This window comes from Nonomuraea composti, assembly GCF_012034275.1.
Taxonomy (GTDB): Bacteria; Actinomycetota; Actinomycetes; order Streptosporangiales; family Streptosporangiaceae; genus Nonomuraea; species Nonomuraea composti.
Genome location: NZ_JAATEP010000053.1, coordinates 26,413 through 39,762 on the forward strand (window position 1 = coordinate 26,413; position 13,350 = coordinate 39,762).

General features: G+C 71.4%; 12 protein-coding genes. 4 read left to right on the top strand and 8 right to left on the bottom strand.

The annotated features are described in order from the left end of the window. Position 1 precedes the first annotated feature (1 nt). Both HCN51_RS45910 and HCN51_RS45915 read left to right on the top strand, forming a co-directional pair. A complete protein-coding gene (locus HCN51_RS45910) occupies positions 2–910 on the top strand; it encodes an FG-GAP repeat domain-containing protein (protein WP_206068662.1) in 909 nt (302 codons plus the stop codon). 72 nt (positions 911–982) lie between these two features. Next, entirely contained in the window at positions 983–5,416 is a 4,434-nt protein-coding gene (locus HCN51_RS45915; RefSeq protein WP_168018222.1) for a polymorphic toxin-type HINT domain-containing protein, read from the top strand. Between the two features lie 85 nt (positions 5,417–5,501). Here the strand turns inward: HCN51_RS45915 and HCN51_RS45920 are convergent, their stop codons facing one another. The 8 genes from HCN51_RS45920 to HCN51_RS45955 form a co-directional block, all read right to left on the bottom strand. Further along, positions 5,502–5,744 carry a hypothetical protein gene (locus HCN51_RS45920; protein ID WP_168018223.1) on the bottom strand — a complete coding sequence of 81 codons (243 nt, stop codon included), beginning with the start codon at positions 5,742–5,744 and terminating at the stop codon, positions 5,502–5,504. Positions 5,745–5,762: 18 nt separating this feature from the next. Further along, positions 5,763–6,029 carry a hypothetical protein gene (locus HCN51_RS45925; protein ID WP_168018224.1) on the bottom strand — a complete coding sequence of 89 codons (267 nt, stop codon included), beginning with the start codon at positions 6,027–6,029 and terminating at the stop codon, positions 5,763–5,765. Positions 6,030–6,285: 256 nt separating this feature from the next. Beyond that, on the bottom strand, positions 6,286–7,749 hold the full coding sequence (locus tag HCN51_RS45930; RefSeq protein WP_168018225.1) for an aldehyde dehydrogenase family protein: 1,464 nt from the start codon (positions 7,747–7,749) through the stop codon (positions 6,286–6,288). A gap of 277 nt (positions 7,750–8,026) precedes the next feature. Next, the gene (locus HCN51_RS45935; RefSeq protein ID WP_168018226.1) at positions 8,027–8,347 is read right to left on the bottom strand and encodes a hypothetical protein; all 321 of its coding nucleotides are present in this window, start codon (positions 8,345–8,347) and stop codon (positions 8,027–8,029) included. A gap of 69 nt (positions 8,348–8,416) precedes the next feature. Further along, entirely contained in the window at positions 8,417–9,346 is a 930-nt protein-coding gene (locus HCN51_RS45940; protein WP_206068663.1) for an endonuclease/exonuclease/phosphatase family protein, read from the bottom strand. A 139-nt stretch (positions 9,347–9,485) separates the two neighbouring features. After that, entirely contained in the window at positions 9,486–9,746 is a 261-nt protein-coding gene (locus HCN51_RS45945) for a helix-turn-helix domain-containing protein (RefSeq protein WP_168018227.1), read from the bottom strand. Beyond that, on the bottom strand, positions 9,746–10,447 hold the full coding sequence (locus tag HCN51_RS62700; protein WP_168018228.1) for a DUF2975 domain-containing protein: 702 nt from the start codon (positions 10,445–10,447) through the stop codon (positions 9,746–9,748). The genes HCN51_RS45945 and HCN51_RS62700 overlap by 1 nt, the downstream gene beginning before the upstream one ends. 102 nt (positions 10,448–10,549) lie before the next feature. Beyond that, positions 10,550–11,842, bottom strand: a complete 1,293-nt coding sequence (locus HCN51_RS45955) for an amidohydrolase family protein (protein ID WP_168018229.1) — start codon at positions 11,840–11,842, stop codon at positions 10,550–10,552. A 190-nt stretch (positions 11,843–12,032) separates the two neighbouring features. On the opposite strand from HCN51_RS45955, the gene HCN51_RS45960 reads away from it, so the two are divergent. After that, the gene (locus HCN51_RS45960) at positions 12,033–13,004 is read left to right on the top strand and encodes a hypothetical protein (protein WP_168018230.1); all 972 of its coding nucleotides are present in this window, start codon (positions 12,033–12,035) and stop codon (positions 13,002–13,004) included. Positions 13,005–13,162: 158 nt separating this feature from the next. Next, a complete protein-coding gene (locus tag HCN51_RS63200) occupies positions 13,163–13,300 on the top strand; it encodes an alcohol dehydrogenase catalytic domain-containing protein (protein WP_428981576.1) in 138 nt (45 codons plus the stop codon). Positions 13,301–13,350 lie beyond the last annotated feature (50 nt).

The following is a 13,350-nucleotide window of genomic DNA, read 5'->3' on the forward strand; positions in this document are numbered from 1 at the left end:
GATGTCTCTCTTGACGGCCGTCGTCCGTTCGCGGCGAACGGCGGGCCTTTTCGCGATGGTCGTGCTGGCCGTGTCCGCGGTCATGGTCGCTCCGCACGCGGCGGCCAGCTCCGGCAAGGGCAACCGGGCGGCGCTGACGGCGACGGTGACGGCAACGGTGACGGCGGCGCCGCGGCTGCCGTTGCTGGTTCGCAGGTCGAGCGACGGTCATCTGCTGGCTTATGAGCCCAAGGCGACGGGAGCGGGTCTGCAGCCGGCCGTGGACCTGGGTGGCGGGTTCTCGGCGGTGACGGCGATCCTGCGCGCGAACGTGTCCGGCGCGGCCGGCAGCGATGTGTACTTCCGGCTGAACGGGACCCTGTTCTATACGGCCGAGCGGGGCAGCGGGACCAGGCGGATCGGACCGGGCTGGGATGCCTACAACCTGCTGATGTCGCCGGGCGACATGGGCGGCGCGGCGGTGCCGGACATTCTCGCGCGGGACGCTGACGGCGCCCTGTGGCTGTTCCAGGGCAAGCCGGACGGCACCCTCCTGGACCGCGTCCAGGTCGGGCCGGCGGGCTGGAACACCATGAGCGCGCTGGCCGGATACGGCGACTACACCGGCGACGGCAAGAACGACCTGCTGGCCCGCAGCACCGGCGGCACCCTCTACATCTACCCCGGAACGGGCGGCACCACCGCCGGCGCCGTTCTGGGCACCCGGATCAGCGCGGGCACCGGCTGGGACGCCTACACCGCGCTGGTCTCCACCGGCGACAACGACGGGGACGGCAAGGCCGACCTGTTCGCCCGTGACGCGGCCGGCGCGTTGTGGCTGTTCAAGGGCACCGGCACGGCCTCGGCGCCGTTCGCCGCGCGCGTCCAGATCGGCGCATCGGGCTGGAACGCCGCCAACGCCTTCCTCTAAGGCCCCGACGCGTAATGGCCCGACGCGTAATAACCCGACGCGTCCCCCTTCTTCCTCCCCGAACGGTTGACCATGTTGATCAATTTATCCCGGCGGCTGGTCGCGGTCGTCGCATCCGCCGCGCTGCTGGCCACCGCCGCCCCGCTCCCGGGCGAGCGCCCGGCGGCCGCGTACGCCTCCTCCGGCTATGAATCCGGCTCCGGCTCCGGCTACGACCTGGATCGTGCCGCCGACGTGCGTGCCGCGCAGTGCCTGCTGACCGTCGTCCAGCGCAAGGGCGGCCAGGCGCTCAAGTCCGTGGCGCGCAGCGGACTGAAGGGCACCGAAGAGGAGCTCCTGCAGGCCGCCGACCCCGAGTACTGGAGCACCCCCGGGACCCGGCTGCATCTCGCGTCCACGATGGACCACAACTGGCTGCGGGCCAAGGCCGACGAACTGGCCGGGCGGAACGAGGTGTGGGAGGAGTCCCTGGCCCTCTCACCGCCGGACGCCTACTCCTACGCCGCCTTCCACACGATCGAGTCCAAGGACGACCCGTTCGTCAAGGTGGGCCTGTTCGGCTGGATCAACACGATGTTCTGGCAGGCCGAGGACGAGTTGTACGCCGACCGGACGCCGGTGGCGGGCCAGGACTCGGTGGAGGCGGCCACCAAGATCGCCGCCGAACGTTACCCCGAAGGCTCCGACTGGAACGCGCGCAACGCGTGGGAGGGCATGACGTTCATGCACCCCATGTACGCCGACGACGCGCGGCTCTTCCTGGAGCACGGCGGCTTCCCCACCAGCGCCCCCGACCCGGACAGCACGGAGTTCCGGATCGACGTCGAGAACCTCAAGGCCCGCTTCGCCTCCTGCACCAGCCACAACCCGCCCGACCCGTACAAGGTGCTGACCACCGAACTGGTCACCGCCTCCACCGAGTGGCAGGCCGAGATCGACGGCCAGCGCGCCCAGCGCGAGTCCATCCTGGCGGAGGAGGCCGAGGCCAACGCCGACCTCCAGATCGCCACCCAGGCCCTCGGCGAGGCGCTCGGCCAGTCCATCATCGCGTCCCGGCTGGCCGACTGGCAGGCGTACTGGCTCAAGCAGACACCCGACACCCCGTCCTACCCCGACGCGGCCGAGTTCCCCCGGGTCAGGAACGACATCGTCAAGGCCCAGGGACTGGCCCTCGGCAGGGTGTTCGTCGCCTCCCGCGCCGCCCAGTCCGCACAGCAGCACGCCACCAAAGCGGTGGCCGCCCAGCAGGCCGCCTACCAGATCGCCGACGCCGCGCACCTGCCGCGCGGCCGCGGCCTGCTCTACGGCCAGCAGGCCGTGCAGGTCACCCGCGCCTCAGCCGCCGCCACCCTGGCCGTCGCCAAGGCGACCGAGACCGCCGCCAACGCCACCCGCGCCTCGGCCACCGACAGCAAGACACTGATGGCGCTGGCCGAGACCCAGGCACACGCCTCACAGGCCGAGTTCCGCCGCGTCGCCGCCCAGGAAGCCGCCGCCCAGGCCAAGGCCGCCGCCGAGGGCGCCGCCGAGCAGGCCGCCCAGGCTGCGGTCAACGCCACCAAGGCCAAGGACGCGCAGGCCAGAGCCGAGGCCGCCGAGCAGGCGGCCAAGGACGCCGCCGCGGACGCCCGGGCCAAACGGGAGATCGCCGAGACCGAGCGCGAGAACGCCCGAACCCAGAAGGAGATCGCCGCCAGGCAGCAGGCCGTCGCCGCCGAGGCCGACGCCAGAGCTCAGTCCGAGCGGCAGAGGGCGGCCACTCAGCTCAGCGCGGCCCAGAGCGCCGGCGCCACGGCGGCCGAGCGGAAACAAGCGGCCCTAGAGGCGGAGCGTACAGCGGCCGCGGCCCGCAACGACGCGCTGCAGGCGGAGAGCGAGCGGGACGCCCTCCTGGTCAAGGCCGAGGCTCACGAGGCGCACGCCGCCTCTGTCGAAGGCACCGACGCCGCCGCGGCCGCCCGGACCGCCGCCACCCAGGCGCGGGCCGCGGCCAATCGGGCGACCACGGCGGCGGCCAACGCCCGCGCCGCCGCCAACGACGCCACCGCGGCGGCGACGGCGGCTCGCGAGGCCGCCACCCGGGCCGAAGCCGCCGCCTCCCGCGCCAAGGCGGCCTCCGACGCCGCCCAGCGCGACGTGGCGATCACCAACGCCGCGGTGAAGAGTGCTCACGCCGCGGCGGCCGATGCCATCGACGCCTCCGAGGCCGCGGCGGAGAACGTCCGCCTCGCCCGGATCTACGCCGACACCGCCAAGGCCAAGGCCGCCAAGGCCAAGGCGGACGCCGCGGTGGCGCGTCAGGAGGCCGACGCGGCGGGGGCGGCCGCGGTCCGTACGGCTGGATTCGCCTATTCCACCGCGCAGGCGGCACGCGCGGCCCGCGACTCCGCCGCCCAGGTGATCAAGCCGGCCAACGACGCGATCGAGCTCGGCTCCCCGTACCAGGAGACCGACGCCTCGGCCGGACTGGCGGTCCTGACCGGGCAGGCGTCCAAGACCGTCGCCGCCCAGCAGGCCGCCGTCGCCAAGGCCAAGGCCGCGCAGGCGGCCAGGGCCGCCAAGGAGGCCGCGGCGCTGGCGGCCAAGGCCGACGCCGATGCCAAGGTCGCCGCGACCGCCGCCGCCGACGCCGCCGACTGGGCGGCCAAGGCGGCCGACTCGCTCGCCGAGGCGCAGGCCTTCGCGGCGCAGGCGGCGTCGGCGGCCAAGGCAGCGGTGCGGGCGGAGGCCGCGACCGTCGCCTACGATCGCCAGGCCACCGCGGACGCGGCAGCAGCCGCATCGGCCGCCGACGCCGCCGGCGGATACGCTGGCGAGGCCCGCGACTCGGCCACCGAAGCGGAGCGGGACGCGGCCTCGGCACGCCAGGCCGCCAGCGCGGCCGAGGACGACGCGGCCAAGGCCCGCGACGTGGCCACCCAGGCCGAGAAGGACGCCGACACGGCGGAGAACGCCGCCGCTCACGCGCGCGAGCTGGCCGAAGAGGCGCAACGGGCCGCCGAGCGCGCCGAGGCGGAGGCAGATCGGCAACGCGAGGCCGAGCGAGCGTCGGAGGCGGGCCCGACAGGCATTCCCGGACTGATCGGCTTCGCCTGGGAGCCTTCGCTCGACATGGACCCGCAGGGCAACTGCACGGGAACCGGGTCCGGTTGCCACATCGACATGGAGTATCACCTCTACGGGACGCAGGACTACTACCTGCTGAGCTGTCCCCAGGCCGGCAAGGAGATCGCCGATTGCACCGCACCGCTGGTCGGTGACTACGTCGGCAGCGGACCGTTCGACCTCCGCTTCACCAAACGGACCTACATCGACGGGGGGGAGCTGACCCAGTCCGTGTGGGCGAGCCTGACCAAGGCTCTGGTTCACGACTACGTCGGCTGCTGGCGCAAGGTCACCGGCAGCGGAGGATCGCTCGGCAACTGCGCCTGGGCTTTCGGCGACATCGTCGTTCCGCCCATGATCAAGGCGGGTTACCGGTACGCGCGGGCCGTGCGCGTAGGTATCCGCGACGGCGGCAATCTGGCCGAGGCGGTCTTCCAGCTACGCAACTATTCGGGACTGCCCGCCACGGCCGTCACGCGCCTGGAGGTCGCGGCGGGACGAGCGATGGCGGCAGGGCAGTGCTTCCCTGCCGGGACCCTGGTCGACACCGAGCACGGCGCGCGCCCTATCGAGCAGATACGAGTCGGAGACCGCGTCTGGTCCGCGGATCCGGCGACCGGCAGGCGCGGCCTGCATCGGGTCACCAGGCTGTTCCATCGTTCGGCGGACGCGCTGGTGAACATCACCGCGGCCGGTGGAACGCTGTCCGCGACCGAAGGCCACCGGTTCTGGGTGCAGGGTCAGGGCTGGACACAGGCGAAGGATCTGCGGCCCGGGGACGCGCTGCAGGAGCCGTCGGGGAAGGCAGCCCGCGTCGTCGCGGTGTCGCCCGGTGGCAGGGGCGCCGACGTGTACAACTTCGAGGTCGAGGCCGACCACACCTATTACGTGTACGCCGGATCGACGCCCGTCCTGGTGCACAACGACTGCCTGCCCAAGATCCAGCGGGGGACCCATGTCGTGCTCGGTATGGATCCGTACATCACGGAGTTGACGAAGGAGGTCCGGAAAAGAGATCCCGCCGCGATCAACTTCCTGGGTGACGCGTTCGCGAAGGAAGGTGTCTCCGAGCGACCTTTGTGGATGGACTTCGTCGACAACTCAGTGAGCACGCCGGGAGTCAAGGTGTCGGTCACTCTTGACGGTGTCATGGACGAGACAGGCGCCATTGTCGCCGACCCGACCCGGGCGTTCGCGATCCAGGTGGCACGAGCCGAAAAGGTGCCGGCAGGGGATTGGCGGACAATCGCCGACAGGAAGAACAACCTCGGGACCGCATGGGAGATGAGGCGCCTCAGGACCTCTTACATCATGGGCAACAAGGAGTGGGAGGATATCGACTTCTACATGACGCGAAATGGCGCGTTCGTCAAGGTAGAGGTGGACCGTCCAGCGCGGTGATCTCACCGGGCCCGGGCGAGGGCCGGCGTCCGCTGCGACGCCGGCCGCCCTTCCCGAGGCTCTCGCACGCCGGCATCCCGGCTGATCATTCGCCCGGGTCGGCGATCTCGATGAAGTACAGCGGGTCGTCCAGGGCCGCGGCGGCCTGTTCCCAGTGGGAGCGGCCGAGGGAGAGGATCGGGCAGGTGGCCATGGAGGCCAGCGCCGCGACGTGGCCGTGGCAGGGGTCCAGCCCGGTGCGCTGGATCATGTGCGCGAGCAGGCCGGCCTGCTCCACCCCGTCCAGCGCCGCGACCTGCACGTGCTCGAACGCGGTCAGGCCGGACAACAGGGCGCCGGGACCTGGTCACTCACCGGCGGCCACCTCGAAGCCCGCCTGGCGGGCCTGGGCGTCGATGTGCCTTCTCATGCGTTCGACCCGCACCGGGTCGGCCTGGGCCGCCCGGGCGCGCAGCAGGGCCAGGGCGTGCTGGTCGCGCTGGCGTTTGGCCGCCATGGCCTCGTTGAAGGCCGCGGACACCGACTCGGCCTTGCCCGCTTCCACCAGATGCTCGGCGTAGTCGGCCAGGTGGGGGTCCACGGTGATGGTGATGCGCTTCTTGGCGCCGCTCATACCCGGATCATACTCATCGGCGGGTGGCGGCGCCCTTGGATCGGTCCCGCCGGGCGCGTACGCGGACGGCGGGGCCACCACGCGAGGGCGCCGGGAATGTCCCCGCCGGTCTTGGCGGCGGCGCAGGCCCGCACCACGGTGCCGGGAGTCACCTCGTCGCTCATGACCGTCCTCTACTCGCGAGGGGCCGGTGATGAGCCTGGCCGGCACGGGCCGGGGAAATCCGTGCCGGCCACGGTCGTTGCCGCTGAACGGTTCAGAAGGGGTACGTGGTCTGCTCCGCGCGGCGGGTGATCCACTGCCACTCCGTGAACCCCTCCGGGTCGGCGGGGCCGCCGAAGGCGTCGCCGTTGCCGGAGGAGCCCATGCCGCCGTAGGGGGCCCAGGTCTCGTACACGACGGTCTGGTCGTTGACGTGGATGACGCCGGCCCGCAGCCGGTCGGCGACCGCGGCGGCCCGCGACTCCGAGCCGCTGCGGATGGAGGCGGTCAGGCCGTACTCGCCCATGTTGGCCAGCGCGACGGCCTCGTCCTCGGTGTCGTAGGCGATGATCGGCGCGACCGGGGCGAAGATCTCCTCGGTGAACGCGGGCATGTCCGGCGTCACGCCGGACAGCACGGTCGGCTTGAAGAACGGTCCCTCGTGCCCGCCGCCGGCAAGGACCACGGCGCCGGCGGCCACGCTGTCGTCCACGATGCGCCGGGCGCGGTCGATCTGCGCCCGGTTGACGATCGGCCCGAGGTGGACCTCCTCCACGGCAGGGTTGCCCACGCGCAGCGACCGGGCGCGGGCGGACAGCTCGGTGGCGTACGCCTCGGCGATCGAGCGGTGGACGATGTGCTTGCCGGCGGTCATACAGACCTGCCCCTGGTGCATGAACGTGGCGAAGGAGCCCGCGGAGGCGGCGGCGTCGACGTCGGCGTCGGGCAGCACGATGTACGGGTTGTTGCCGCCGAGTTCGAGCACGACCTTCTTCAGCAGCGGCGCCGCCGCCTGGGCGACCTTGCGCCCGGTGGCGGTGGAGCCGGTGAAGGAGATCATCGCGGTGCCGGGGTCGGTCACGATGGCGTTGCCGACGTCGCCGTCGCCGGGCAGCACCTGCAGCACCCCGGCGGGCAGGCCCGCCTCCTCGAACAGCCGCGCCAGCAGGACGCCGCCGGTGACGGGGGTGTGCGGGTTCGGCTTGAGCACCACGGCGTTGCCGGTCGCCAGGGCCGGCGCGAGCGTGCGCAGGGCCAGGACGAGCGGGAAGTTCCACGGCGTGATCACGCCGATGACGCCCCTGGGGACCTTCCTGGCCTGGCTGAGCACGCCGGGCTCCGACGGCAGGATCTGACCGAGCGGGCGGGTGGTGAGGGAGGCGCCGTGCAGCAGCAGTTCGCGGCTTTTGAACAGCTCGAACTCGACCTTGTGCCGGATGCCGCCGCTCTCGCGGATCAGCCATTCGGCCAGCTCGTCGTGGTGCTCGGACAGCACCTCGGTCGCGCGGACGAAGATGTCGCGCCGCTGCGCCGGGGGCGCCGCCGCCCAGGCACGCTGGGCTTCGGCGGCCGTCGCCGCCGCGCGGGCGACGTCGGCGGGAGAGGCGGTGCCGACCTCGGCGAGCTGCTCGCCGGTCGCCTTGTCGAACACGGCCAGCGCGGGACCGCCCCCGGGCGACCAGCCGTCGGCGGTGCGGATCAGGCCCGTCCAGCTCTTCGGGTCCAGGAATTGCGTCATGATTTCTCCGTCCAGCGAAAAACAAGGGCGCCGGGGTGAGTTCGGGGAATCCGGCGGCCGGCACGAATATGAAAGACTTTTCCTCGTCGGGAACGGGGCGTTCCGTCCGCTTCGAGCGGCTGCCGTCATCCCGTTCCGTGACGCGGAAAAGCGGGCTCCTCGCCTTTCAGGCGGCGTATGGAGAAACACGCTAGTTTCACCGGCTGGTGCGCGAATCTGTCGTGCGACTGGTACGCATCAGGGGTGTTTCGCACAAGACGATGAGCGATCGCGGGCGTCAGATGGTGACCGGGCGGGCGACGGCCGGATCCGCGCGGCTCACCATGACGGGGCCGCGGCGGACGCCGGCCTCCTCGATGCCGAATCGCGTGTTCAGGCTCTGCTGCACCTGCGCCACCGCGGACTCCGAGCGGTCGGCCGCCTGCTCGTCGGCGAAGAACGTCACCGTCAGCGCCGAGCCGTCGCCGGTGTCCACGGCGGTGTAGAGCAGCGCGCCGACCTGCTCGGGGATCCGGTCGGCGAATTCGGCGCCGACCTGCTTGAAGACCTCCTCGGCCGAGCCTGACTTCGTGGTGTAGACGCGGACTACGGCGTACATGGGCAGCTCCTGATCCTTGAGGGATGAGCCTCCAGCATAAGTCCTCATGTGAGGACTTTGGTAGGTGGGTCAGGGCTGGACCCGGACGGAGACCGTGCCGACGACGATGCGATGGTCGGAGCACGGCCCGCCACAGGCGGTGCTGAGCTCCAGCGAGTCGCCGGTGTAGGAGCCGACGATCGCGCTCTCCCGGGCGAAGAGGAGATCGATCTTCGGCCGCTGGTTGCAGGGAGGCACGAGGCCGATCGGCTTGCCCTTGCCGTTGACCTCGCCGACCGTGGTCTCGCCGATACCCGGGCAGGCCGGTTCGAGGTCGTCGAGCTCCCTGTACTGGCCGGTGTTGCCGCCGTTGTTCGGCACGTCGAGGCTGGGCGCGTACCAGGTGTCGAGCCGGCTGTACTGCGGTCGGGCGTTGAAGTCGCCGCCGATGAGCACGGTGTCCCCGGCGTCGTGGAAGGTCTGGAGGTGACCCAGGACCGCTGCGAGCTGCTTCCGGTTGATGTACTCGCCGTCGATGATCTCGTTGGACGTGGTGATGTGGGTGGTGCAGAATCGCAGGTGCGGCCGGGCCGCCGGCGACACGCAGAGCAGCTTGTGCACCCCGCCGTCGTTGTCCTGCGGCAGGGCGTACTGGATGGCGGAGCCGATGTCGCGGCGGCTGAAGATCGCAATCCCGAACCGCTCGCCGCCGCAGGCGCCGTCCGTGGCGGCCACCTCGTTCCTGATGGCCGCGAAGCGGGAGAAACTCGCACCCTGAGGCCAGCCGAGATTGCCCAGCGTGGCCTGGATCGCCTTGTACTGATCCCAGCAGAGCTCGTTGAACGCCGCGAAGTCGGCGTTCCTCTCCTTGATCGACGCGGCGGCGGCCTTCACCATGCCGGTGGTCGCGGAGCCGTCGTTCATCGTCCATCCGGCCACGTTCCACTGCCACATGCGGACGGTCTCGACGGCCGGATCGTCGGCTTGTCCCGCGCCGCCGGGCAGCAGCAGGACGGCCATGGCCGTGAGGGCGGCTAAGGAGCGGGCAAGCGTTCGCATTCGGCGTCACTCCGATCTCGCCGCCACCCTCGTGCCTCGGGGTGGAGGACGCTGCTTGAGGTACGCGGATCGTAAACGCCGCCACCCGGCCGCGAATCTGTCACCCGACCGGTTCTTCTGCCTCATGCTCGCGCCCGACCATGGGGGCGGGGGCGTACGACAGCAGGTCGCCGGGCTGGCATGCCAGCACCTCGCACAGCTTGGCGAGTGTCGTGAACCGGATCGCCTTGGCGCGGTTGTTCTTGAGTATCGACAGGTTGACGTTGGTGATGCCGACCCTGTCGGCCAGCTCGGCGAGCGTCATCCCGCGCTCCTCCAGCAGCCGGTCCAGATGCACCTCGACGCGCGGCTCGGCCTGCATCAGACGGTCCCTTCGAGTTCCTCGCGCATCCGGGCGCCGACGCGGACCACCTTCGACAGGACGGTGAGCCCGATGCCGGCGATCAGGAACGCCCAGGGGACGTCCCAGCCGATGATGACCGAGTCCCACGGAGCACGCAGCCTGCCCGGCACCATCCAGTCGGTCAGGACTATCTCGGCGAGGGTCTCGTACAGCGACGACACCAGCGTACCCACACCGAGGATGAGCCCGGTGACGCGCAGCCCGCGCACGACCGCCTCGTCGAAGCCGCTCTCCCGGCGGGCGCGGGTGATCAGCCGTTCGAGCTGGACGATCGCGGCGAGCACGACGAGCGCGGTGGTGAGACGGGAGCTCTGGTACAACGCCTGAATGCCGGGGCTGGAGTCGTCCTTGCACATCTGCGGAAGCGGATGGAAGAACTCGACCCCTGGCTCGACCGGGAAGAAGGAATCCTCAGCGGGTTCGGGCTTCTCCTCCCGCGGCTTCTTCACGGGTGGCGGGTTCTCCAAAACATTGCCCTCGACCTGAGTCGCCGCCGGCGCGTCCACGCACACCAGACTGAAGGCGCTCTGGCCGCTGTAGGCGTTCTCTCCGCCGGTCAGGATCGCGTGACCGATCTCGTACGCAAGCACGACGACGTACAGGGCCAGGAGCACGCGGACGACGATCAGCGTGCGCGTGAGGGGGTAGGCGCGGGACACGGAGGTCTCCATATCGCTTGTCGTTATTATCGAAGGTCGATAATAACGAAAAACGATATGGGTGCAAATGTGCCCGGCGGCCCGGCATCGCGCACGCGCGGATCAGAATCGGCGGTCGATGAGCGAGCCGTTCTTCCACACGGCGGCGACATCGCGCATCACGGTGATGTCGCGCGTCGGATCGCCGTTGACCAGCACGAGGTCCGCGCGGAGCCCGGGCAGCACGCGGCCGCGGTCGGCCAGCCCATAGGCCGCCGCCGGGCCGGACGTGGCGGCGGCCAGCGCCTCCGCGGGCCGCAGCCCGGCCCGTACCAGCGACTCCAGCTCGACCAGCATGCTGACGCCGTGCGCCACCCCGAAGGCGCCGGCGTCCGTGCCGGCGAGGATCGGGACCCCGACCCGCCGCAGGCGGCCCACGTTGTCCAGGCCCGTCTCGACGTTCCACGGCATCTTCACCGGCCAGGGCGTCTGGAGCTGGCGATGCTGGTCCGGCGACAGGTACGGGGCCACCCGGGGATCGTCGACCACGGCGGCCCTGGCCGGGTCGTCCGCGTACGTGGCCGCGCCCAGCAGGGCCAGCGTCGAGGTGACGAAGGCGCCGCTCCCCTTGGCGGCCCGGAGGAACTCCTCATCGGCGGGCACGTCGGAAGGCACGTGCGCCAGGCCGCTGACCCCGTTGTCGAAGGCCATGCGAGCGTAGCGCTGCTTGGAGACGTGCACGACCGAGCGCACCCCTCTGCGCCGGGCGGCGGCGGCGAGCCCGCGCACCTGCGCGGCGCTGAGCGCGGGAATCGGCTCGCCCCGCATGCCGACGTCCTCCAAGGCGATCTTGAGGAAGTCCGAGCCCTCGGCCAGGCGGGCGTCCACGAATGCCGCCGGGTCCATGCCGTCCTGCAGCACGGGGAAGTCGATGCCCTGGCCGGTCCCCCACCCGCCGGGAACGGTGGCCCAGGTTCCCGCCGTCCACAGGTCGGGCAGGCTCGTCGGAGCGTGCGAGCGCCGCCGGTCCGCGAAGTCGCCCAGCTCCGCCAGCGTGGAGAACAGGTTCAGCTCGGTGGTCACGCCGAAGCGCGGCGCGTCCCGGCGGCTCACCTCGGAATAGTGCGTATGGCTGTCGATCAGGCCCGGTACGAGCGTCCGCCCGCGCCCGTCGTGCACCGGCATCCTCTGTGGAACGGCGCCGCCGGACGTCACCGACCTGATGCGGCCGCCGGAGACCACGACGTTGCCGGCCCCGAGCAGCCGGACACCGTCGAAGATCCGCGCGCCCGCGATGACGAACGGGCCGGCGGGAGCCGCGTCACCGAACCGGGCCGCGAAGGGCGCGGCCGCGGCAGCGGCCATGAACGTGCGACGGCTCAGCGGGTGGTCGCGCAGGGCATGGAAGTAACACATGGGAAGACCCCTCCCGTCACTGCTCGCGAAAAGACCGGCCTGAGCGTAGGCGGCCGTCGCGCAGCGGCGCATCTGTCATTCCACCGGCCGGCGAGCCCCGGCATCGCGACGAGTCAGGCGACGGATTCGCCGCGCGGCCTCACCCCGTACGGTGTTCCCTCAGTGGTCCGCAAGCACCGCCGGGAGTCTCATGGCCGTCGAGGAGTATCTGATCACGGCGGCCGCGCGGCTTCTGGAGCAGTGGCTGCCGGCCGGCCCGTGGCGCTTCGAGGTCGTGCGCGGCAGCGTGCCGGACACGGAGTGGGATCCCGCACTGGCCTGGGAGCACGCGCGGTTCCCACGGACGGGCAGGCGCTTCCCCGTCAGCGTCGAGTCGCTGAAGTTCGATGAGAACCCGGGATTCCATGCGGGCCAGCGCGCTGCGTCCGGCCGCCCCGACGCCGCCGCCGCGCACGTCATCGCGCTGCTGCGCGAGGTCATCGAACGGGACTTCGGGCCGCTGCCACCGCATCTCAGGTCGTTGATCGCCTTCCTGGCCGGTGTGCTGACCGAATGGGACTGCGAGGACCTGCTCCGGCTCCACATGGCGGCCGAACCGGGAGGCCCTCCCCTTGACGGCGAGCTGCACCTGTTCGTCCGCGATCTTGACGGCGAGACGTGCCGCCTGTCCCTGACCCCTGACGCCCCGCGGCCCGCCGCCCTCGACGCCCGGATCGAATGGCTCACCACGCTGCTCGGCGAGTTCCTCTGGGTGGGCCGCGACAAACCGGTCGACTTCACGGTGACCGTCGCGGCGCACGGCGTGGACCTGGGCTCCGACGCCGAGGCCGCGCTGAGCGCATGGCGGCGGTTCGCCGACGACGATCTCCGGCCGATGGACGGCGCGGCGCTGGCCCGCGTCGTCGCCGACACCGAACGAGCCGCCGCCGATCTGGCCTTGGCCGTGTTCGAGGGTGACGCGGAGAGTGGGGTGGGACACCTCGTGGCCGTTCTCCTGCGCGACCTCTTCGACACGATCGCCGACCGCATCGGCGGCGGGCTGCGAGCGTCGCTGCCCGCCTTCGGCACGGGCTGGCCGCTCAAGTTCGCCGGAGAGGGCGCCCGCCTGGTGCTGGTCGGCCCCCGCCTGACGGCGGTCATCACGGTCGACGACCGCCACTGACGGGCCTGCGTCGCGGCGAACCTGGCGCCTTTTCTGCAAGGCGGGTCAGGGTGCCCGGGTGAAGCCGCCGCCTCGGGCGGCGACCGAGGCGATCGGCGCGGGCAGGTGCTCGGTGACCGCATGGCGGACCCGCGCCAGCGCCCCGCCTCGGGGGCCAGGTGCTGGTAGGTGTTGTCGCCTCCGCCGTCAACCCCGTGGACGACGAGACGCGTGAAGGGGCCATCGGTGAGGGCTCCCCACCTCCGCCAATGATCTTGGGAGGGGAACTGGCGGGCCAGGTGAAAGGTAGGACTTGACTCCGCACACAGCCTGCGAAACCTGCGAGAAGCACACGAGCGTTTCGGCC

Bases quoted from the DNA above. Each gene is read 5' to 3' on its own strand.
- HCN51_RS45910 (WP_206068662.1), top strand. From the start codon at position 2: ATGTCTCTCTTGACGGCCGTCGTCCGTTCGCGGCGAACGGCGGGCCTT.
- HCN51_RS45915 (WP_168018222.1), top strand. From the start codon at position 983: ATGTTGATCAATTTATCCCGGCGGCTGGTCGCGGTCGTCGCATCCGCC.
- HCN51_RS45925 (WP_168018224.1), bottom strand. From the start codon at position 6,029: ATGAGCGGCGCCAAGAAGCGCATCACCATCACCGTGGACCCCCACCTG.
- HCN51_RS45930 (WP_168018225.1), bottom strand. From the start codon at position 7,749: ATGACGCAATTCCTGGACCCGAAGAGCTGGACGGGCCTGATCCGCACC.
- HCN51_RS45935 (WP_168018226.1), bottom strand. From the start codon at position 8,347: ATGTACGCCGTAGTCCGCGTCTACACCACGAAGTCAGGCTCGGCCGAG.
- HCN51_RS45940 (WP_206068663.1), bottom strand. From the start codon at position 9,346: ATGGCCGTCCTGCTGCTGCCCGGCGGCGCGGGACAAGCCGACGATCCG.
- HCN51_RS45945 (WP_168018227.1), bottom strand. From the start codon at position 9,746: ATGCAGGCCGAGCCGCGCGTCGAGGTGCATCTGGACCGGCTGCTGGAG.
- HCN51_RS45955 (WP_168018229.1), bottom strand. From the start codon at position 11,842: ATGTGTTACTTCCATGCCCTGCGCGACCACCCGCTGAGCCGTCGCACG.
- HCN51_RS45960 (WP_168018230.1), top strand. From the start codon at position 12,033: ATGGCCGTCGAGGAGTATCTGATCACGGCGGCCGCGCGGCTTCTGGAG.